This window comes from Pyrobaculum organotrophum, assembly GCF_055384425.1.
In genome coordinates this window covers 622,620-643,474 of record NZ_AP042430.1, presented here as the reverse complement: position 1 = coordinate 643,474, position 20,855 = coordinate 622,620, and the positions used below count along the sequence as shown (strand labels likewise).

The 20,855-nt window shown below is 51.9% G+C and carries 17 protein-coding genes and 1 pseudogene; 12 read left to right on the top strand and 6 right to left on the bottom strand.

Annotated features, from left to right (window positions below; translation table 11 throughout):
- Nucleotides 1-25 precede the first annotated feature (25 nt).
- The gene (locus ACZ49R_RS03835; RefSeq protein ID WP_464733815.1) at nucleotides 26-235 is read right to left on the bottom strand and encodes a hypothetical protein; all 210 of its coding nucleotides are present in this window, start codon (nucleotides 233-235) and stop codon (nucleotides 26-28) included.
- 1,456 nt (nucleotides 236-1,691) lie between these two features.
- Between ACZ49R_RS03835 and ACZ49R_RS03830 the strand changes: the two genes are divergently transcribed.
- The 4 genes from ACZ49R_RS03830 to eno all read left to right on the top strand — a co-directional run bounded on the left by ACZ49R_RS03830 (nucleotide 1,692) and on the right by eno (nucleotide 4,739).
- Nucleotides 1,692-1,907 carry a 30S ribosomal protein S17e gene (locus tag ACZ49R_RS03830; RefSeq protein WP_011762842.1) on the top strand — a complete coding sequence of 72 codons (216 nt, stop codon included), beginning with the start codon at nucleotides 1,692-1,694 and terminating at the stop codon, nucleotides 1,905-1,907.
- A gap of 3 nt (nucleotides 1,908-1,910) precedes the next feature.
- A complete protein-coding gene (locus tag ACZ49R_RS03825) occupies nucleotides 1,911-2,600 on the top strand; it encodes a peptidylprolyl isomerase (protein WP_011762843.1) in 690 nt (229 codons plus the stop codon).
- Nucleotides 2,601-2,714: 114 nt separating this feature from the next.
- Nucleotides 2,715-3,317 carry an archaeal proteasome endopeptidase complex subunit beta gene (locus ACZ49R_RS03820; RefSeq protein ID WP_011762844.1) on the top strand — a complete coding sequence of 201 codons (603 nt, stop codon included), beginning with the start codon at nucleotides 2,715-2,717 and terminating at the stop codon, nucleotides 3,315-3,317.
- Nucleotides 3,318-3,485: 168 nt separating this feature from the next.
- Nucleotides 3,486-4,739, top strand: coding sequence for a phosphopyruvate hydratase (gene eno, locus ACZ49R_RS03815; protein ID WP_464733814.1), 1,254 nt, complete (start codon nucleotides 3,486-3,488; stop codon nucleotides 4,737-4,739).
- A gap of 189 nt (nucleotides 4,740-4,928) precedes the next feature.
- Here the strand turns inward: eno and ACZ49R_RS03810 are convergent.
- Nucleotides 4,929-5,329, bottom strand: a pseudogene (locus ACZ49R_RS03810) (zinc ribbon domain-containing protein); the annotation flags it as partial.
- A 191-nt stretch (nucleotides 5,330-5,520) separates the two neighbouring features.
- On the opposite strand from ACZ49R_RS03810, the gene ACZ49R_RS03805 reads away from it, so the two are divergent.
- On the top strand, nucleotides 5,521-5,928 hold the full coding sequence (locus tag ACZ49R_RS03805) for a winged helix-turn-helix domain-containing protein (RefSeq protein ID WP_053240364.1): 408 nt from the start codon (nucleotides 5,521-5,523) through the stop codon (nucleotides 5,926-5,928).
- On the opposite strand, the gene moaA is transcribed toward ACZ49R_RS03805, so the two are convergent.
- The gene (gene moaA / locus ACZ49R_RS03800; RefSeq protein ID WP_464733813.1) at nucleotides 5,913-6,845 is read right to left on the bottom strand and encodes a GTP 3',8-cyclase MoaA; all 933 of its coding nucleotides are present in this window, start codon (nucleotides 6,843-6,845) and stop codon (nucleotides 5,913-5,915) included. The genes ACZ49R_RS03805 and moaA overlap by 16 nt on opposite strands.
- Before the next feature lie 90 nt (nucleotides 6,846-6,935).
- Between moaA and ACZ49R_RS03795 the strand changes: the two genes are divergently transcribed.
- The 4 genes from ACZ49R_RS03795 (at nucleotide 6,936) to amrB (ending at nucleotide 10,421) form a co-directional block, all read left to right on the top strand.
- Nucleotides 6,936-8,390, top strand: coding sequence for a serine/threonine-protein kinase (locus ACZ49R_RS03795; RefSeq protein WP_464733812.1), 1,455 nt, complete (start codon nucleotides 6,936-6,938; stop codon nucleotides 8,388-8,390).
- Nucleotides 8,390-8,848 carry an FHA domain-containing protein gene (locus ACZ49R_RS03790; RefSeq protein WP_464733811.1) on the top strand — a complete coding sequence of 153 codons (459 nt, stop codon included), beginning with the start codon at nucleotides 8,390-8,392 and terminating at the stop codon, nucleotides 8,846-8,848. Before ACZ49R_RS03795 ends, ACZ49R_RS03790 begins: the two co-directional genes overlap by 1 nt.
- Before the next feature lie 104 nt (nucleotides 8,849-8,952).
- Nucleotides 8,953-9,576: a 30S ribosomal protein S2 gene (rpsB, locus tag ACZ49R_RS03785; protein ID WP_464733810.1), complete on the top strand. Its 624-nt coding sequence runs from the start codon at nucleotides 8,953-8,955 to the stop codon at nucleotides 9,574-9,576.
- Complete coding sequence (gene amrB / locus ACZ49R_RS03780) at nucleotides 9,576-10,421, top strand: AmmeMemoRadiSam system protein B (protein ID WP_011762851.1); 846 nt, start codon at nucleotides 9,576-9,578, stop codon at nucleotides 10,419-10,421. Before rpsB ends, amrB begins: the two co-directional genes overlap by 1 nt.
- On the opposite strand, the gene pyk is transcribed toward amrB, so the two are convergent.
- Nucleotides 10,418-11,764, bottom strand: coding sequence for a pyruvate kinase (pyk, locus tag ACZ49R_RS03775; RefSeq protein ID WP_464733809.1), 1,347 nt, complete (start codon nucleotides 11,762-11,764; stop codon nucleotides 10,418-10,420). The genes amrB and pyk overlap by 4 nt on opposite strands.
- Nucleotides 11,761-13,665 (bottom strand): beta-CASP ribonuclease aCPSF1, encoded by a 1,905-nt coding sequence (locus ACZ49R_RS03770; RefSeq protein ID WP_464733808.1) that lies wholly within the window; start codon nucleotides 13,663-13,665, stop codon nucleotides 11,761-11,763. Before ACZ49R_RS03770 ends, pyk begins: the two co-directional genes overlap by 4 nt.
- A 47-nt stretch (nucleotides 13,666-13,712) precedes the next feature.
- On the opposite strand from ACZ49R_RS03770, the gene cysS reads away from it, so the two are divergent.
- Nucleotides 13,713-15,137, top strand: coding sequence for a cysteine--tRNA ligase (gene cysS / locus ACZ49R_RS03765; RefSeq protein ID WP_464733807.1), 1,425 nt, complete (start codon nucleotides 13,713-13,715; stop codon nucleotides 15,135-15,137).
- 158 nt (nucleotides 15,138-15,295) lie between these two features.
- Here the strand turns inward: cysS and ACZ49R_RS03760 are convergent, their stop codons facing one another.
- Nucleotides 15,296-18,601 carry a hypothetical protein gene (locus ACZ49R_RS03760; protein WP_464733806.1) on the bottom strand — a complete coding sequence of 1,102 codons (3,306 nt, stop codon included), beginning with the start codon at nucleotides 18,599-18,601 and terminating at the stop codon, nucleotides 15,296-15,298.
- Here ACZ49R_RS03760 and ACZ49R_RS03755 point away from each other — a divergent pair.
- Together ACZ49R_RS03755 and ACZ49R_RS03750 are read left to right on the top strand one after the other, a co-directional pair.
- On the top strand, nucleotides 18,563-18,910 hold the full coding sequence (locus ACZ49R_RS03755; RefSeq protein WP_464733805.1) for a hypothetical protein: 348 nt from the start codon (nucleotides 18,563-18,565) through the stop codon (nucleotides 18,908-18,910). The genes ACZ49R_RS03760 and ACZ49R_RS03755 overlap by 39 nt on opposite strands.
- A 34-nt stretch (nucleotides 18,911-18,944) precedes the next feature.
- Nucleotides 18,945-20,852 (top strand): hypothetical protein, encoded by a 1,908-nt coding sequence (locus tag ACZ49R_RS03750; RefSeq protein ID WP_464733804.1) that lies wholly within the window; start codon nucleotides 18,945-18,947, stop codon nucleotides 20,850-20,852.
- Nucleotides 20,853-20,855: the final 3 nt, after the last annotated feature.

The following is a 20,855-nucleotide window of genomic DNA, read 5'->3' as shown; positions in this document are numbered from 1 at the left end:
TTAAACATTTACTTGCCGCTTGTCCCTAGGCTATTGCGCCTAGGGACTTTCTCCTCGCCCACGCCTTTATGGGCATCCAAGATACCTCGGGCGTGGGGCCGGGCGGCGCGCGGCCCTCCGCAAGTGCCCTCTTCTCAATGTCTATCACGGTTGCCACGTCCCTCCCCCTTTCCACCCGCAGTTGGGGCAGAGGAGGAGCCTCGGGGGCGTTGCCCCCACGAGTTTCTTCCCGCACCGTGGGCAGAGGGGGGCGCCCCTCGGATTCACCTTCACGACCAGAACGCCGCGTAGCCCTCCGGCTTCCAGAGGCGGTCGTCGAGCCAGATGCTGACTCTCCTCACCTCCGGCCTCTCGGTCTTCGCCCTCCCCTTGCGCCTCAGCGCGAGGAAGCTCTTTATGCAGATAGCCGCAGCGGCTGTGTAGATATGGCCCCCTCCCCTTAGGCGGGGTTTCCACCGTGGGGGTCTCGGCCGTTGTCCGGAGTTAATCCGTTCGACGTGGGATAGTAGGCTTCTATCTTCCTCGGCGTCTTGTGGCCGACTCTCGCGGCGTTTAGCACGATGTTGAACTTCTTGTAGAGGCCGCGGTGGACTCCGCCGTTCTTGTGGATTTAGCCACTTTATCTAAGCCGCACATCTCTCTGGGGTTACTGGCGGGCGGCCAGGCGCCGACCTCTATGGGGAGGTGGGCGAGCCGCCTCCCCGCTTGTATACGACCTCTAGGCGGCCCTGTCTTCTAGACCACTTTATCCTCCCGGCGTATCCTCACGCCGAAGTCCTTAAACCCCGGCTCCAAGTAGTATTGGCTGCCCCTTGCCAAGGCCATCTCGCACTTGAGTCAAGCGGCGCCCACGCCCCCCTCCACGGTCTTCACTAACTCAGCCATAGAAAAATATGTCCACCGGCTTAAATCCATCCCCGCCCTAAAGTGCAAGGCTTTTAGTTGTAATGTGATGAAAGAGTTGGGTACTTCTCCCTCAGCATATTATACAGAGCCTTCCTAAGAGAGGTGTGGCTTGTCACCCTGTGTTCAAAGCCATAATTGACGAGCTGGACGACGAGCTCCTTATACTTCTCCTCAAGCTCCCTTAGGAGGTTTATCTTACGCTAGCTGAGACGGGGGCTGGGAGATGGCGACCGTGCGCGTTATGACGTACTCTTTCTTCTCTTGTTTCTTCTGCGGCTTTCTCCTTCTGTCTCTCGCCGCCCTCCTCTACCACAGATAAACACCTAGTTTAAAAACAGCTAGAGAGCCGTCTCTGAAGACCTTGGGGGCCGCCCGCTCCCTCTCTTTCTCTGCAATCCTCACAGTCTCTGCAAAAGCCCACATAGATGGCTAAGAAGTGGGTTAAAAGTCTTGATAACTATATGCTCTTATAGTTTCTTTACGCGGTATCAGAAGAGACCCCTAACACGCCACACAACGTACAAATGGGGGAGATCCAGTTGTGCAAAATACAGAGATCCGATGAAGTAGAGTGTTAAATACAAAGCTGTGGTGTATATACAACAGAGATGTGACGTAGCCCGACCAAATCTCCTATCACCCAAAGCCATGAGCTTATCAGAAAAGCGACAAAAACTATAAGTAGCTATACATGAGCTCGTAGTGTGATGTAATGCACCTCGTCCGAGAGATGGGGAACTCATGGCGTGCTGAATATTTAAATACACCCAACTGGCTTTGGCGCTATGGGACGTGTTAAACCTAAGTATATCAAATCTCTTGCTAGAAGACTACTCGAGACGTATCCAGACAAATTCACAGATAGCTTTGAGGAGAATAAAAAAGCCGTAGCACAGTTAGCCGACATACCGAGCAAAACTGTGAGAAATAAAGTCGCTGGATATATAACTAGGCTTGTGAAAAGGCTTAAAACGCAGGAAAAAACCGAATCTGCGGCATAGGCTATGCCTCTGGCTAAAGGCGATTATATACTCCTTGACTATACAGTAGTAGTAAAGGACGAGAATAAAGTTATAGAGACGTCGCAAGAAGCTGTGGCAAAAGAAGCCGGCATATATAAACCAGAGGAGGTATACAGCCCCCGTCTGGTGATCCTCGGCGAGACGCCACTGTGGGAGCCCGTGGAAAATACTTTACTAAGTATAGACGAGGGGCAAGACTTTGAAGTAGAGGTCCCGCCTGAAAAGGCGTATGGCGTTAGAGACCCCAACAAAGTAAAGGTTGTGTCGATAAGAGACTTCCATCGCCACGGCATTGTCCCAAGTGTTGGCGACGTGGTAGAGTTCGAAGGACAACGGGCGAGAGTTGTCTCTATATCGGGTGGACGCGTTGTCTTAGACTTCAACCACCCGCTAGCTGGCAAAACCTTCGTAGTAAGAGGGAGAGTAGTAAAAAAGTTAACAACAGCCGAGGAAAAAGCCGTTGCACTCCTGAAGCTATATCTCCCAAGAGTGTCCGAAGAAAAAATAAAGGCGTCTTTTGACGGAGATACCTTAGTACTGAATCTACCCGCCGAGGTATTGTTATATGAACGCATAGGGGGAATTCTTCTCCAATACGCCTCTGAAATTTCCACAAAATTCCCAAATGTCAAAAAAGTCAGATTTATAGAAGAGGTAGAGCTTAGGGCCTAGACACTTCTCCAAGCCTAACGCCGGCTCTATAGCTGTTGTTAGGCGATTTTTAACACACTTGGCGAGATTTTTACTAAGCAAAGAAATTTATTAACACCGGACAACTAGCGGCTAATGACAACTACAGTTGGCATAGCTGTAAAAGAGGGAGTTGTCCTCGCCACAGATAAACGGGTTACCGCTGGGTATTACATAGCGCATAAACAAGGCGAAAAAATTTGGAAAATAGACGACCACGTCGCCGCGACTATGTCCGGCGGCGTTGCAGATCTACAATCTTTACTGTCTTTTCTCACCCTACGCGCACGTGAATATAAAATAGAATATAAAAGGCCTATCCCAATACGTGCCTTGGTAAACTACGTGTCTCTTATCCTTTTCTACTCTCGGCCTTATATCTACCTAGTACATTCAATAATAGGCGGTGTAGATAGAGAAGAAGGCGCCGTCCTCTATATGGTAGATTGGCTTGGCACAGTAACTAGAGAAAGATATATAGCTACAGGCAGCGGATCGCCCTACGCTAAGGGAGCCCTCGAAGTAGGATATAGAGAAGATATGTCGTTAGAAGACGCAGTAGATCTCGCCATAAGATCCGTAAAAGCAGCTATTAGAAACGACCCAGGCTCCGGCGAGGGTATTGACGTCGTTGTTATAACAAAAGAAGGCTTCAGACGGGTCTTTACGGCACAACAAAAAATTATCATAACAGAATAACCGTTTTAATACACAACGTCTCCGGCCGTAAACTCGCCAGGAGTAGCAGAGGCCTAGCCCTTCAGGGCTGGAAAGGGGTTATACACTGTACAAGGAACTGCCAGAAACTTAGCGTCTCTAAAGAGGCTGACATGGATAGGGTATAAATATGTATACTTTCCTAGGAACATGCAGATAGAAGATGTATGGATTAGGAAGGTCTTCACCGGACGTGGAGACGTCACAGTAGAGGTAGAGTTGACAGCCGAAGATCCTACAACAGGCGAGGTGGTAATTACAAGAGCCGCCGCACCAGCCGGCGCCTCAAGAGGTACGCATGAAGTAGCGTATTTTCCAGAGGGCGGCGTAGATGCTGCTTTGGCGGCTTTTGAAAAACTAGTAGCCCCTGAAATAGTTGGACTCGACATATCTGAGGCCTATGTGGTAGATGGAAAGCTAGAGGAGGTAGACGGCACTCCTAGATTTGAGCGTATAGGGGGTGCCGTAGCTATAGCTACATCATTTGCCGCCGCTGAGGCGGGGGCCGCTTCTCTGGGGGTTCCCCTGTTTTCTTTCATAGGCGGAGCATATACAAGAAAGTTGCCGCTGCCTCTAGGCAATGTGATTGGCGGTGGTAGACACAGCAGAGGGCTGGGCCCCGATATACAAGAGTTTTTAACAATACCGCTAAACCCCCCGGATATATTCACCGCAGTGTATACAAACGTAGAGATACACAAAAGGACGCTTAAGTACATTCTTAAGGTAGATAGCTCTTTTACCGGAGGTAAAAACGACGAAGGCGCTTGGACACCTCGAATATCGTCGCATACAGCGCTAAAGATATTGAGAGAAGTCGCCAAAGAGGTGGAGAAAGAGCTAGGCGTAGAGGTGGGGGTGGGAGTTGACGTCGCTGCATCGAGTCTCTGGGATGGCAAAAAGTATGTGTATAAAAACGAGGGGGTTGAGAGAGGGCCTAGAGAACAGATGGAGTTTATAACAAAACTGATAGAAGAATTCGACCTAGTTTACGTAGAGGATCCCTTCCACGAGGAGGACTTTCAATCTTTCGCCGAGCTCTCCGACAGGTTTAGAGACAGGCTCATAGTTGGAGACGACTTATTTGTGACAAACTCAGAACGTATAAAACAAGGCGGTATGTTAAAAGCGGCGACAGGCGTTATAATTAAGCCTGACCAGACGGGGACTTTACTCAGAGCCTACCAAGCTGTGGAAATCGCAAAAAGATACGGCATGAGAATCGTGGTATCACACCGCTCTGGAGATACTGAATATAGGTCATTGGCCCATATAGCAGTGGGGTTTGGGGCAGACATTATAAAAACCGGAATTATGGGCGGCGAGAGAACCGCAAAGTTAAACGAGTTAATTAGAATAGGCGATTACTTAGGCAAGTGGGCCTCTATCTCACACATACGGTAGCTCCTAGATGGGAGATAATTACAAACTTTTCTGTTGTACGTATGCCCCCTTTGTGGCTCCCGGCCCTCCCCGGGAGGGCGCGGGGCCCGCTCGCAGATACGCCTTTCGGCGGCCGCGGGCGAGGGGGCTCGGGTCGTTGGGGGCTGGCTTTGCCCCCTGGTGGCCGGGCCCCAGGGCCGGGGATGTGGCTCATGAATACAAGAAGTTTACGAGGTTAAATGTGAGCTGAGGGGGAAAAGTGGGTTGTTTTGTCTTTTCTATCAACTCCCAGTACCTCCTCTTTGCCCAGAGCAACGGCACGTTGTCGCGGTGCGCTCTGAAGCCGCAGGTAGGGCAATGCGTCACGCGCCCTTTCTCCTCCGCCATCTTGGCTCCGCATTTGGGGTAGATCGTGCTGTAGAGCCGCTCCTTTAGATACGCGGGCCGTACCACTGCACCGACTCCTTCAACCTCCTCCTTAACTGCCCAAGCCCGTCTAGGAGGTGCTTCTTCTCTCCGCTTCCCTCCTTCAGCTCTCGGTAGCTCTCGTCTTCCATCGTGTCTACCACGACGGCGGCGTTGTGCTCTCTTGCCAGCTTAATTATCTCACTTACAACGTCCTTAACGACACCTGGAAAAATTAGATACGTGGTTACGTCTCCGACTACTGGGGCAGCGGGAGCATTGCTCCAAGCCCTGCGCTGGAGCTGGAGAAGAGTCCTTGGGGCACACCGGCCTAGGTACATGCGGCAAACGGTTGTTCTAGACCTCAATGTATTTTAAATGGAACAAGCTAAGTTTTGTGGTTGTAAAAATAAAAATGCGTATATGGGTTGACAAAGATGGACAGGAGATTTTGGGCCCTGGGATATATACGATTTTAAAAACAGTAGAAGAGACGGGCTCTATTGCCGCCGCTGCGAGAAAGCTTGGATATTCGTATAAATTTATCTGGACATATATCAAGAAGTTAGAAGATGTCTTAGGAGCTCCTATTGTTGAATCCCGCCGCGGTGGCAAAGAGAGGGGGGTGACAGAGTTGACAGAAATTGGCAAACTTCTGCTTAGCTACTATGAGTCTATGAATAAGGAGGTAGAACAAGTGACTAAAGCTTGGGAGTCTAGGTTTTCCGAGCTCATCACATCTATTAAGCAATATGCAGAAGTTAAGAAAGAAGAGGAAGAAATCCCCTATTATGAAGAAGAGTAAAGTTTAAACCTAGGCTCTCTCTGAGCCAAGGCGGTTTTTACCGCATATAACAAGCCCTCCACGTCTCTAGCCTTTATATATGGCATAAGATCGACACGGGGCTCTGCGTAGATACACGTCTTTAATTTACCGTCGCTTGTAAGTCTCATAGTGGTACAGCCGCTACAAAACGCCGGGTTGTTATAGTTCTTTATCAACTCTATGGCCACTCCCCCCAGCGTATAGATAGGTCTATTATGAAGTTCTCTCCTCAGCCCTAGAGGTCTCCCGCCTAACTCTGTGATAATCTTGGCGACAGTCTCAATCGGCTCATACAGTTGGTTAAATATCTGCACGCCCTGCCCCGTTGGCATAAGCTCTATAAATTGTAAAGAGGCGTCTAGCGACGCAGCTAGTTTCACCAACTCTTTAACACTCCTCCTGTCGGTGTTTATATCTCTCAACACTACGGCATTTATCTTGACAGAAACCCCACGTGTTTTAATTTCATAAAGCCCGCGTAGAACCGCTCTTAAGAAACCGGGCGGCGTCCCGGTTATCTTTGAGTATTTCTCAGGATCCACCGTATGTATAGAAACGTTGACTCTACGTAATCCCGCGGCGCTAAGTCTCCCTGCCCATTTCTCTAGGAGAAAGCCATTTGTGGTAAGTGTAACTACACCGCCTGTCTTAGCTATATTTGCCACAACTAGATCTATGTCGCGTCTCAACAGAGGCTCTCCTCCTGTGATTTTAAAATCTGTCACTCCTACAGATTTAAAAACTGTAGAGACAAAACCATAGTCCTCTGCAGTTAGATAAACTCCCTGACGGCGCGTCTGTCCTTCAAAATGGCAAAAAACACAGTTGTAGTTACACTCATCATTCACTACATATCTCAACTTCAGGAATGGCCTTCCATATTTATCAAACAACACCGTGAGATACCGAATGGAAGCAATTAAATATTACTACACCGTATACGTAAACTATACGTATACTTATATCTCCGGCCTATTTTTGAGCTAGTGTTAAACCAGCTCTGGTCAGTCCCCGTAGTTCTCATAGCATTAGTAGGCTGGAGACTCTATAGACATTACGTCGCACTGTTGTGGACTCTCTTTGCAATCCTTTTATTTTTTCTCTCAACAGAGAGATTAGCTATATTTCTAAACTCTCTGCTTGTAACCATAGTAGTATTTAGAGTGGTCTTTGATAGATTTAGAAATATTTTAATAATACTATTTATTGTTACTATATTTGTAAAAATAGTATTATTTACAGACTATTACTTAAGTGAGAAATTTAGCTATATATATTACATTATAGATGGAACATATACAGGACTTTCGGCATTTCTACTAGCTGTATACTCTTTTAAACCGCCTAGGTTAGAGGGGGCACACCAACTGTTGTTACCCGCTTCTGCACTTTTATCAACCTATACGTCGCCTATTTCGCCGCTTGTCGGCGTAATCCTTGCGTTGTTAGATACACAGCCTGTGTTTATAGCCGCCTCGGCGGCCTTCAACATATATCTCCTAACTACGTTGGGGGACGTATTGCCTATCCTTCCCGCATCTCTCTTTGTTTTAACATACTTACTTACATACAAGAGAGTGCTATATCTCTCCCAACAGCCGCCAACTGGGTGGCTTTATTCTTGGCTCGGCGGTAGGTATAAAGTAGTGCGGTTGTTGGGAGTGGGCGGCTTTAGCTATGTTTTCGCAGTTAGACACAAGAAGTCTATATATGCAGTTAAAATACTCCGTTATGTAGACGACTACGGAAACCCGCTTGCAAGCGACGAGAATATACTCCGTATATTTGGACAAGAGATGCAGAGATACCTAGAGATAAAGTCTGACTATGTAGTTAAAGCATATGAGGTTTATCTGCCGGCGGTGGGATATAGAGATGTGGTACAATACATGAAAAATCCGCCCTATATACTGCTTGAATATATGGAGGGGGGGACTCTAAGAGATTTGTTGAGAACTAGGAAGAAACTACCTGTGACGCAAGTAGTGGAGTTGTTTAGACAATTGGCGCAGGGGCTTAGCGACGTGCATAGACACAATGTAGTACACCTAGACATCAAGCCGGAGAACATCATGTTTACAAAAGACAGGAAGACGGCGAAGATAGGAGATATGGGTATAGCCAAGGTAGTAAGCGGAGGGTATGTACATAGTAGTTATATGTCTCCCGCATATGCAGCGCCTGAGGTTAAGAAAGGACTTGCGTCGTTTGCCTCAGACATATACTCCCTGGGCTGTGTAATCTACGAGATGTTGACAGGGATAAACCCAAACGTGTTTGTCGAAAACGGCTATCAAATACCGCCGCCTAGTACATATAATCCCGAAGTCCCCACGTGGCTTGACCAACTTGTGCTTAAAATGCTAGAGGTAGAGCCAACTAAAAGACCCAGCGCCGAGGAGATAGTCACTTTTTTAAACAAGGTGGTTAGAGACGTGTAATGCCTTGGAAATGTCCCGTCTGCGGCACGATAAATAGAGACGAGGATTTAGTCTGTAGAATATGTGGAGCTTATAAGCCGGAGGCAACTACAAAGAAGATTTCTCAAACGCCTAGAGAGAGTATAGCGGCGGTTGCAATTGTCGAAGTGTTAGAAAGCCCTATCGAATCTTTAATAGGGAGGAAGTTTGAATTTAGAATCAATACGCCTGGGGCTATAATAACTGTAGGTAGAGCTGTGGAAAATCAAGTAGTTATACCAGATCCTGCAGTGTCGCGGAGACATATGCGGTTGATAGTAACTTCAAACGGCGTAGTTGTAGAAGACCTCGGCAGTAGCAACGGGACGTATATAATAGAGGGCAATAACGAGCGTTTAATAAAAGTGGAGAACGTGGGGAGACAAGCCGTTTTAAAAATAGGAAATACAAAACTAAGAATTTATCTCACACACCGTTAATCAACGTCTTATTTAGGAGCGGCGGCAAGGGTCTAGCGACGGAGCTGTATTAAGTTGGACAGAAGCTCTAAATATTTTTAACCCCCACCGTTGGCGCACATTGTATGTCTGAAGAGACGCAGTATGAATATCTAGTGCCGCTGGAGAAGTACTTAAGCGCTGGGGTGAGACTAGGCACGCGTCTCTCAAATAAATACCTAGAGGAGAGGGGGTTTATATATGCTGTTAGGCCAGATGGCTTGAGGATTTTTGACATCAAAAAGATAGATGAACGTCTTAGAATAGCCGCTAAATTTATCTCCAGATACCAACCAGATAGAGTACTTGTACATACTACAAGACCCTACGGCTTTAAGCCAGTGCAGATGTTTTGTAAATTTGTAGGCTGTAGAGCTTTAACTGGGAGGTTTATACCAGGGACGCTTACAAACCCGTATCTGCCAAACTATACAGAAATCGACTTACTCTTTGTCGTAGACCCGAAGCTAGATGCGCAGGCAGTTGCAGAAGCTGCTAAAATGGGGATCCCCATAATTGCGTTGGTAGACACCGACACGCCGCATCAATATATAGACTTTATGATCCCGTGTAATAACAAGGGGAGGAGAAGTCTAGCGTTAATTTTCTGGATCCTCGCCAGACAAGTGTTGAGAGAAAGGGGAGAGCTGAAGCCAGACCAAGATCTGCCAGTGCCCCCCGAGGAGTTTGAGACTAGGCTTGTACAGTAATGCGCGTCAGAAAACCCGCAGTGGCTGGGTATTTCTATGAGTCAGACCGCGAAAAACTTCTACAACAGCTAGAGTGGGCTATTAAACACGAACTGGGACCTAAGGCGCCGCAGATTCCTAAATTAGGCGCCGAGACTTTGGGAGGCGTTGCGCCACACGCCGGCTATATATACTCGGGGCCTGTGGCGGCTTGGGTATATTCAGCTCTAGCAGGGTTTGGAAAACCAGACGTCTTTATAATCATAGGCCCCAACCACTATGGAATTGGAGCGCCTGTGGCAATTATGAAATCCGGTGTCTGGGAGACGCCTCTTGGACGTGTTGAAATAGACGGCGAACTTGCGGAAAAAATAATGCGATATTTTAAAGAGCTAGAAGACGACTTCCACGCGTTTTCTAGAGAACATTCAATAGAGGTTCAGATACCCTTTATACAATATTTCTTTGGCGACGTGAAGATAGTGCCTATAACAATTTGGAGACAGACGCTTTCAACTTCACGTGAGCTTGGCAAAGCGCTTGCCAACGCCATAAGAGAATATGGAAGGAGGGCATACATAATAGCAAGTAGCGATTTTAACCACTACGAGCATCACGACATAACAACTAAAAAAGACGAGATGGCCATAGGGAAAATACTTCAACTAGACGAGACAGGTCTTTTCGAAGTGGCGTCTAAATTTGACATATCTATATGCGGCATTGGGCCAATAGGCGCGCTTATTGTAGCAGCTAAAGAACTAGGCTATAAAAACGTCACACTTCTTAAACACGCCACCTCAGGAGATACAAGCGGCTACAGAGAGGAGACCGTGGGATATGCAAGTATAATTTTCTACCGCTAAAACATCACCTTCACTAGATGGACCCCTCCCCTAATTCCATAAGTTGCTACAAAAGGCGCAGAGCCCCTACTAGCTATCAGCTTCTCTAGGCCATCTTCATAACTATTGGCAGGTATATAGACCGGTTGTAAAGCCCATATGAGCGAGAGAATACGGGCGGTTTTTACATCTGGCGTACCTACGTGCACCACATTAAGCGGCCTAAATTTCGCAATTCTCTTTGCCAAAGTGCCGCTCATGCTATAGACTAATATCACGGCGCCGATATCATGTGCCATTTCCACAAGCCCTTTTGCAAATCTATCTCGTACATCTCCAGGAGATGGAAGTTTAACTATGTTATACTCCACCTTTTCTAAAATTTTCGAAAGCCATAAGGCGGCGGCAACTGGGTAACTACCATTTGCTGTCTCATTAGTAAGCCATAGGCTATCTACGCCCATAGAGGCTGTGGTGTATACATCATTTACCTCAGCCCTAGTTGGCGTCGGCGAATTTTGCATAGAATCTAACAACTGTGTCGCCACGGCGACAGGTTTACCATATGAAAGAGATGTGTATATAATCTCTCTCTGGACTATCGGTAGCGTATCTAAGCCATAGTGTAAGCCTAAGTCTCCTCTTGCAACCACTATGTAATCTCCACAATAGACAAGCCCTTCTAAATTTCTCACAGCGCTTCTTGTCTCAATTTTTACAGCTATTTGGCTTTCAAACCCCAATTCATTTAACAAAGTCCTCACGGCGTCTACATCTTTACAATTCTTTGCAAGACTTACAGAGACGTAGTCAATGTCGTCTTTTAGACGCGATATCTTGTCTAAAATCTCCACGTCGTCTTCAGCTGGGGGAGATACGTCATAGTCTTTACCCTCTACGACGACGGCTTTGCCGCTTGTTACTACGCCGCTAGACTCGGCGACGGCTTCTACAAAATCTACACCGGCGTTGACCACTCTAAGTTTTAACTTGCCGTCTAACATCAAGATGGTATCTCCACGCTCTACCACTTGGAAGAGGGCTCTGGTCGGCACAGGTATATAACTGCCATCGGATCTATCGCCTAGTTTAAACACAACGTGTTGCCCAACCTCTACTGCCACGGGAGGCGTTTTGCCTACTCTAACGCTAGGGCCCTTTAGATCTACGAGAACAGCCAGAGGTCGCCCCCTCTCCCTTTCGTATGCCCTAACGGCGTTTATCCTCCTCTCCACCTCGCCGGGGCTGGCGTGTGCCAAATTTATACGTACCCCGTCTACCAAGTCTAACAATTTGTAAAAATCCTCCTCTGCGAGACGGTCTGTGGAGGGGCCTAGCGTGGCGACTCTTTTTGTTAAACTCACAACGCTCTTATCCTCTCGCCAACTTTTGGTATAATTGTAGTTATCTTATACTTCAGTTCTATAGACGTGGCGAGGCTGATGATTTTAGAAGGCTCCCCGTGTACTAAAACTATTTTCTTAGGCTTAGGCTCTATATGTTCTACATATTTCATAAGCTCTCTCCTATCGCTATGGCCTGAGAAGCCAGGTATAGATACGACCTCCATACGTACCTCAACTTTAGACTCTCCGCCAACTAGGCTTCTAATTGTGAACTCCCGCTCGCCGTTTAATATCCTTCTACCAAGCGTCCCCTCCGCCTGGTAGGAGACAAACACAAGCTTATTCCTAGGGTCGTGCGCCAGCTGTGAGAAGTAGTCCACGACAGGCCCGCCGTTTAACATGCCGTGGGGCGCAATTATGACGGCAGGCTCTTCGCTCTGGGCTATCTTAGCCACTTGGTTTATCCTATCCTCCACCCGTTTGGCGCGGTCCACTATGACCACGCTCCCAGAGGTAGTGAAGGGGTTGACCCCGCCGTAGATCTCCTCGGCAACCTCGGGGTTTAGGTAGTGGGGGTACATGAGGTAGGCGTTGAGCGTCTCTACAATCATCCCATCTACATAGACGGGCACCCTGGGGATCAAACCCCCCTCGATCATTTTGTTGAGGATGTAGAGGATCTCCTGGCCCCTTCCCGTGCTGAAGGCGGGGATCAACACCTTGCCGCCTCTCGACACGGTCTCAGCCACGTGTTTAGCCAAGGCGTTCTCAGCCTCAACCCTAGGCGGCTGCACGTCATCTCTACCGCCGTAGGTAGACTCCATTATGAGCATTTCGACTCTCTTGAACTTAGACACAGCGCGGTTTAAAAGTCTCGTCTTGCCGTATTTAAAATCCCCAGTATACAAGATGTTATACCTCCCGTTGCCTATATGTAGATGTGCCATGGCCGACCCAATCTCGTGGCCCGCGTCGTAGAAAGTGAGTTTGACGTCTGGCGCTATGTCTGTGACCTCTTCGTAGTCCAGCGTTATAGTGTGGTATATGACGGACTCCACGTCGGCCCTAGAGAAAGCCGGCTCCAGCCCCTCCCTCTCCTTCAGCTCTATGTAGTCCATGAGGAGTATAAACGTTTGATACTTAGTAGGGTCGGTCATGTAGACAGGCCCTCTGTAGCCGTACTTGTAGAGAAACGGGAGACAGCCCACGTGGTCCATATGGGCGTGGGTTAATACAACGGCGTCTAGCCTATCGATATCTACGGCGTCGAGCAGGGGGAAGTCCTCGTCGTATTGGCCGGGCTTCAGCCCGCAGTCGAGCAGTATGTTGCTCTCGGTGGTGCTGACTAATATTGCGCTACGGCCTACTTCCATCGCGGCTCCGAGAAAAGTCACAGTTATAGCCCCCTCTTTAACCACTGGCTCTTGGTGTATATACCTCGCCAAGTGCTCCATAAGCTCCCTCCTCTGGGCGTAGGCCCCGTGGAAAATCTGACGCACCCCCACGATCTCGTGGGCGGGGAGCTTAACCTTATCCCGAGGCACCCCGCTCTCTACCACAGCCCTCCAGCCGGTTCTTACAAAAACCTCTCGCGCGATAGCTCTTATCTCCTTTTCCCGCATCGGCTTAGCGAGGTAGATATAGACGTCGCCGCTTTCTTCAAAAACTATGTCGTCAACTTCGCCGACGATTTCCCTAATTATCTGGGAGGCCTTCTTCTCCGGCAGTCTGCTGGAGGCCTCAGTCCTCAAAACTACGCGCTTCTTAAGGGTCTTGGCCACCTCGCCGACCATATCTAGGAGAGTCTCGGAGGGCCTCTTCACGTAGATACAGAGGTTTGGCCCCTCGTAGCTAACTCTAGAGACCTCGGCGCCAGATAGAATAGACCTCACCCTACTTTCAATTTCTGAAAAAGACACGCGCCACAAAATACACATGTATATAAACTATGTGGTTTAAACCGCATGTGAGAATCTACAACACCGCCACTAGACAGGTGGAGGAGTTCACAACGTACGTCCCCCGCCTGGCCAGGGGGTACGTCTGCGGCATAACCCCCTACGACCACATGCACGTGGGACACGGCAGGGTGTACGTCTTCTTCGACATATTCAGGAGGTATCTAGAGAGACTTGGCTATGAGGTTAGGCTCGTTATAAACTTTACAGACATAGACGACAAGATTATAAACAGAGCAAAAGAGGAGTTCGGCCACGAGGCCTACAGGAGGTGGAGGGAGATCCCCGAGCGCTACATAGCCGAGTACTTCGAGATGACGAAAAAACTCTACATAAAGCCGGCGTATGCATACCCCAGGGTGACAGAAAACGTAGAAGACATGGTGAAGTGGATATCGACGCTCGTGGAGAAGGGATACGCCTACGTCGCCCCCGACGGCTCCGTCTACTTCGAGGTGGCGAAGGTGCCTAACTACGGCGTGTTGTCGAGACAGAAGATAGAGGAGCTCGTGGCGGGGGCCCGCGTCGAGCCAGAGCCCGGCAAGAGAAACCCCCTCGACTTCGCCCTCTGGAAGAGCTGGACCCCTGGCGAGCCCTGGTGGGACTCGCCGTGGTGCCCCGGGAGGCCCGGGTGGCACCTCGAATGTGTCGTCATGTCGACGAAACACTTGGGGGTGCCCTTCGATTTCCATGGCGGTGGCGCCGACCTCATATTTCCACATCACGAAAACGAGATAGCGATAGCGAGGGCCTACTTCGGCGTAGACAACTTCGCGAGGTATTGGATACACGTGGGCTACCTCACTGTTAGAGGCGAGAAGATGTCTAAATCCCTCGGCAACATAATAACGCTGAGGGAGGTCCTCTCTAAACACAGCGGCGAGGCCCTAAGGCTTGCATACGCCATGAGCCACTACAGAAAGCCGATGGAGTTCACCTACGAGCTGTTGCAACAGGCGGAGGACATGGCGAAGACCCTCTACACCGCCTACGACGAGCTGAGCCAAGCCCTCCGAGACGCCGGGGAGAAGGACCAAGAGCCGATAGCCCAAGAGGCGTTGAAATACGCCGAGGCCTTCTACGGCGCGTTAGACGACGATATGTCGACGCCGGAGGCCGTACAACAGCTATACGGCATGGCTAGGTACATAATCTCCACGGTTCTGCACAGGGTCGAGAAGATCTCGCGCGAGACGGCGCTAGCCATATTGAACAAATACGTAGAGATGGCGGACGTCCTAGGCGTGTTGGAGAGACGCCAGATCCCAAAGGAGCTGGAGGAGGCCGTAAAAACGCTGGTAGAGGTTAGGGCAAAACTACGCCAAGAGCGGCAGTACCAACTGGCGGACTACATCAGGCAGAGACTGGCCGAGCTCGGCGTAGAACTACACGACTTCGGCCCGAGGACTTATTACACCTACAGAAGGACTTGATATGTAATATCTACAGTTTCAAACCTACAAACAGGCGTCAAAGAGGTTTTTGGCCTCCTTGTCCCTCGTGTGGCGCTCAATGTAAGTTTAGACGTTGACGAAGATGTGAGCTAGGAGAGAGTCCCTAGGTGCGGCTTGATAGCCCAGGGATAGACGGGTTATATAAAACGCCTAGTCACTAGTATCGAGAGGCCTAAAAGGCCGTATATGACGGGTTCTATGCGTCGGAGCGCCTCAACTACGGCGAGATTCGGCGTCCGGCCTACCGACAGATCGCCTTCCACTATCGCCCGTGCTAGGAGAGTCATTGGAGTCGGCGGCGCCGCATAGAGCTGGGAGATGCCGTCGACGAGAGTCCAATCCCCAGTCGCTACAGCCTTCTCTAGCAGGAAGCGGAAGTACTCAGCGGCGCGTTGCGACATGTTGCCAGCCGCTTCGGAGGCCCGGATGTAGCTCTGGGGGGGCACGGCGAAGCCCACAAAAGTCGTCTTGTTCCTAACTCCCATATACTCGCCGTAGATGGTGAAGTTCACTAGGCCAAGTGCGTCGTGGCGGCCCACCACCACTACGCTACCGTTGACTCTAGAGCCGTTTAGGTACAGCGCGGCGGATAGAGAGCCGGCGGCGAACACGGGAAGCCCTCTGACTGCGCCGAGGATCAGAGCCTCGGGCCTCACCTCCAGAGGCCCCCAGTAGAGTCGTCTGGAGACAAGGCTGGAGTTGGTCCGGAAGACCAGATGGAGGGCGCAGGTTCTGTTGTAGACGAGATCCAGGGTGTAGTTCAGCGGCACCGTCCTCTTGAACTGCTCGCAGCCCCAAGCCTCGACCACCGCGGAGACCGCCACGCGGGGCTCCACAAACCCCCCAAGCACCACCCGCGCTGCGGCGCCCAGAGGCAGTGCGGCCGGCGCCGAGATGGATAGGTTGTAGACCCTGTACCACAGCACAGGCACAGACACCATGTACGGCCCCGCCTTAAGCACCACGAGGTATCTACCGGGCCTCCCCGGGGATGTCACGTTGACGGCGTATTGGGCATGTGCCCCCGGCCCCATGTCGACAAAAACGCTCTGCGTCCCGTTGACGTAGAGGGGAACTCTCAAGGTTAGATTCGGCGGCGTGGAAACGGCAACGAAAACCCTAGCCGGCGTGCCTAACTCGGCCGCATCGGCGCCGGCGCTCAACCTGAGGGGCGGGCGGAGGATGCGCTCCTCCCCAAATCCGTAGCTAAAGACGGCCGCCCCGTCCGAGGCGGCGACCTCCACAACCTTGGAGAGGCGCCCACGCACCTGATCCCCCCCGACCACGTAGGTGTAGTTGGGCGGGGCGTAGATAGTTACGTTGAGAAGTGCGGACTCCCCACCGCGGTCCACACGCCAGTTGAGCAAGCGGACAGCTACAGAGGGCCTGGGGATGTGGATGACCTTTTCCACATCGCCGAAGTTCGTAGAAAGCGTCAACTTGAGATCCTCCCCGTAGGGGAGCAACGCGCCGGCCGTAGCCCTCCCCGTCGCGCAGAGGCCTGCGCCGACTGGAATGTGTAAGGCCGTCCCGTTTATGTAGACAAAGTAGTCCGCGTCGACTGAGGGGTTGCAGATAGACGCCTCTATAGACAGGGACACGTCTACGCTTGAGGGCGTTACCACCACCCTGGAGACGTCCATGCGGAAGCTGGGGCGCGGGAGCCTAACCGATATGGAGCCCCGCTCGACGGCCGTGTAGCTGATGTTTATCACCTCATCGTATCTAGCCTTGAGGATGCAGACGGAGGCGCAGTCAACGCCGCCATTTACTCTCACGGTGATGTTCAAGCCGGAGAAGTTGATCACAGGCCTGAGGAGTAGCTCCACGACGGAGCCGTTGACTCTCGCCTTGACCACCTCAAGCCTAACCTGCGGCTTTGGAAGCGCAAGCGTGTACTTCGCCTGGCCTACCCTAACGTTGACGGCGTTTTTACCAATCGGGGCGTCGTAAGCCACGGAGAGGGCGGACTGACCCACGCCGGCTGGGTCTGTGTCTATACGGATTACGCCGGCGGCGCGGCCGTCCACGGCGACTGTGGCGAGATATGTGGCGTTCGGCGTCCCGGAGACGGATCCAACGACGGTTATGGAATATTGTAGCAGTCCCCCGCCGGCTCCCACGGGCTTTATGTCGATCTTGAAGTCGGGCACGGCCAGGCGTATAGATAACGTGGCCGCCGTGTAGCCGGCCCCCGGCACCCTAAGCGTTGTCGAGAGCCCGGTGAAGTTGGCAGACGCCGCGTATCCTCCCAAAGCCGCGTATACAGCGCCGGCTCCCCTGTCGAGGTCGTAGTAGATCCTGTACGTGGGCCGCGCCGCCTTTACGGGGAGCGTTGCCGTCGAGCCGGCGTAGGAGATAGAGAGGAGGCAGTCGCTCGGCGTGGAGACGTTGAAAGGCAGTTTAGCCAAGGCGCTATCTCCCGGCGGAATCTGCAAAACTGCGCCGCCCCCGAAGCCGGGGCACCCAGCCGCCTTCAGCGTCCCCACTACGACGAGGGGGTTGGGGTTGTATATCGTGACGTTGACGGCGCCCCACGCTCCAGGCCCCACCAGCAACACGCCCGGCGCTGCCGCCAGCTGGAGGCCCGTCAGATTTACCCTAACGACGGTGGTGTAGCTACCGTTAGACACAACCAAGGCGTAAGGCCTTAGGGCCCCCCTTGTTACATAGGTAGCAAATCCGCCCCTAGCCGTCACGCCGGTCCCGTTTATGTAGACCACCCCGTTTGCGGGACTCCCGTCCACAGCAACGTAGAGATCCAGCGCGAGGGTCCCGTTGTCGTAGTAGGCGCCCCCCGTGAACTTAGCATACAGCCCTCCGAAGTACATCTTCACGGTGGTGTATACGGGAGACGTCGTTGGGTTGACGAAGGCCACCTTCAACGTGCTGTTGACCCAGATGGGCTGGCCCAGAGGGACGTTGGAGACAACGCCGGGGGCCTCTATTGTGAGATATCCGGGGTAGGGTGGCGAGATCTCGTAGTAGGCCGCGGTGAGGCCGTCTAGGCTGAGCGGCTGGGGGTTGTAGCCGGGGGCCAGTTGGTACTTCTGAAAATCGGGAGCCAGTTGCACGCCGCCTATGGAGACGCCTTGTGCCAGAGCTAGGAGGAATTTCACATACATGGAGACGAGGGCAGGGTCGGTGTTGCCCCTCGTTGCGTTTATCACCACGGGGGTCCAGTTCCCAAGGCTCTGGAGGTACCAGGCAAAGACGGCGCTGTATTTATACCAGTCGTCGTGGGAGGCGGAGTAGGGGTTTACCTGGTAGAGCTTGCCCGAGAAGTAGCTGTAGGGGAAGTAGAAGTACTGGGCTCCCACGGCCGCCATGCCCTCGGGGAGGGCCTCCACAGGCCACCTCTGGTCGTAGAGCATATCTGGGTTGATGTACCTAACCTGGAATATGTGCGCCACCTCGTGGTAGGCAAGATGCTTAAGCTCCACGTCGCTAAGACTTTGACTGAAGTCAAGCCTCTGGACGCACACAGTCGATCCCGAAAGGTCCACCCGGGTGTCGCCGGACGCCACCGATGTGATGTTGACGAAGTACTTTCCGCCAGAACACGGCGGAGCAGGAGAGAGGCCTTTCCCGACGTAGAACCCGTAGGCCTCCTCAAGGTATTTGGCGAGCTTCTGGGAGTACGTGTCGTTGCCCACCACATAGAAATGGGGGGTCTCTACGGCGAGAACAAGCGCCGTAGCGATCAACAGGGCGAATACAAGTCTCACAGAAGTGGAGTGTGGAGTAATTAAAAACTTTAATATTTAATTACTACGTTACAGCCCCATGAGAAGACTCATCTCCTTGGCGGTGGCGGCGGCATTGATCGCCATATACCTCATGCTGCAACCCCCTCTGCCGTCTCAGGCAGAGACCCATACGACAGCTACATCGCAACCGACCACCACAGCTACCGCCCCAACCCAAATGACAGCGGCTACCCAGACGCCAACCGCGACAGCCCAGCCCACAGCTACGACGACAACGGCGCCGCGTCCCCCCGCGCCTCAGCCCGTCTACCTGCCCAAGATAACCTGGAGGCTCTCCGCGCCGCCTGTAGTAAACACGACCAAGTTGCCTCTCGCGGTTAACTACACCATAACCCTGGCCAACGAGGGCAATGGCACGGGGGCGGTGGAGGTAGACGGCGTGGTGTACACGCTTAAGCCCGGCGAGAGGATAAACGTTACGAAGAGCGTAGTGGCGAAGACCGCTGGTAGGCAGAAAATAGCCGTGGTGATCAACGGCACAGAGTACGCCTACGCTACGGCCGTTTACTACTACGCCCCCAAGCTCATGGCGGAGCCCATCGCGGTAAACGTAACAAAGATGCCCGCCAACGTCACAGTAGAAATAATGATCAAAAACGTGGGCAACTACAGCGCGGTGGTCGACGGCGTTGTTATACAGCCTGGGCAGACTGCCAGGATAAAAACCACATTAAACATCACGGCGGCCGGCACCTACTACGTCAACTACAGCGGCGTACCCATAGCGGTGACCGTCAACTACCTAACCCCCAACGTAGAATACAAACTGGGCGGCCCCACGTACCTAGAGGCGCTCCCCGGCGAAAACGCCACGGCGTGGCTCTGGCTCTACAACAGAGGCAACGCCACGGCGGAGGTCAAAATCGACGACAGAGCCTATGCGATAGCGCCCAGGAGCTACATCAACATCACCAAGAGCGTCAGGATAAACAGCGGCGGGCTCTACGCCGTGGCCTTCCACGCCGAGGGGGCCCTCAACGGCACGTTAGAATGGCGCATAAAGGCGGCCCTCGTGGCCGTGAGAGTAGAGATAGTCGTGTGGAAGCCGGACCTAATGAGGAGCTGGCCGGCGCCCACCGACACCCTAGCCCTCTCGGTGACCAGCAAATCGGTAGACATAGCCTGGGGGTACATCATATCGACAAACGCCACCTACAGACCCATCACCTTGAACATACAGGGGCCTGGAGGCGGGACGTACGTCCTTAAGCCGGGGGCTTACATATCGGCGAACTCCACAGCCACGCTACAAGCGCCGGGGACGGGAGAGCTCGCCGTATACATAAACGGCACCAAATACGCCACCACTATACAGCTAGACCTAAAGCCGCCCACGGTTTCCGTGTCAGACGTAAGCCAGATATGGTTCGAAGACGCTAGACCCATATACTCCGTCCAGATAGACTGCAGAGTGGCAACCATCCAGTTCGACCTCATGAGGGTAAGCGGCACTGTGACATACAGCCCCACGGCCACAAACCTACAGGGGACAATAACGGTGAAAACAGCAAGCGGCGTCTACACAGGAGACTACAGCGGATACGTCTCCGGAAACTCGGGACACGTCAGCATAAGCATAGCAGGGCACAGAGTAGACATAGACTTCACAGTATCCCCACTAGCCCCAACTAGGATACTGGTAGACGGAAGCCAAGTCACATGCACAGTGCCCACATACCTAATACCCCCAGTGCTATACCGACAGAAGCCGACCACCCCGCCGACGTCTGCCACAGCCTACGCCTCCGCGCTAGTTTCGCTCTTCGCTAAACAAGACGGCGACAGAGCCCAATCCGCTGTGTGGAACGGAGACTACGTGGAGGTCACAGACGGGTGGGGCAACAAGATGGCTGTGTACATTAGACAGGGCCAGATCGAGATAAGCGGAGCCCTATCGGTAAGAATTACCGCAGTAATATCATAAGGA

Bases quoted from the DNA above. Each gene is read 5' to 3' on its own strand.
- ACZ49R_RS03790 (WP_464733811.1), top strand. From the start codon at position 8,390: ATGCCTTGGAAATGTCCCGTCTGCGGCACGATAAATAGAGACGAGGAT.
- rpsB (WP_464733810.1), top strand. From the start codon at position 8,953: ATGTCTGAAGAGACGCAGTATGAATATCTAGTGCCGCTGGAGAAGTAC.
- ACZ49R_RS03830 (WP_011762842.1), top strand. From the start codon at position 1,692: ATGGGACGTGTTAAACCTAAGTATATCAAATCTCTTGCTAGAAGACTA.
- eno (WP_464733814.1), top strand. From the start codon at position 3,486: ATGCAGATAGAAGATGTATGGATTAGGAAGGTCTTCACCGGACGTGGA.
- ACZ49R_RS03820 (WP_011762844.1), top strand. From the start codon at position 2,715: ATGACAACTACAGTTGGCATAGCTGTAAAAGAGGGAGTTGTCCTCGCC.
- ACZ49R_RS03750 (WP_464733804.1), top strand. From the start codon at position 18,945: ATGAGAAGACTCATCTCCTTGGCGGTGGCGGCGGCATTGATCGCCATA.
- amrB (WP_011762851.1), top strand. From the start codon at position 9,576: ATGCGCGTCAGAAAACCCGCAGTGGCTGGGTATTTCTATGAGTCAGAC.
- ACZ49R_RS03825 (WP_011762843.1), top strand. From the start codon at position 1,911: ATGCCTCTGGCTAAAGGCGATTATATACTCCTTGACTATACAGTAGTA.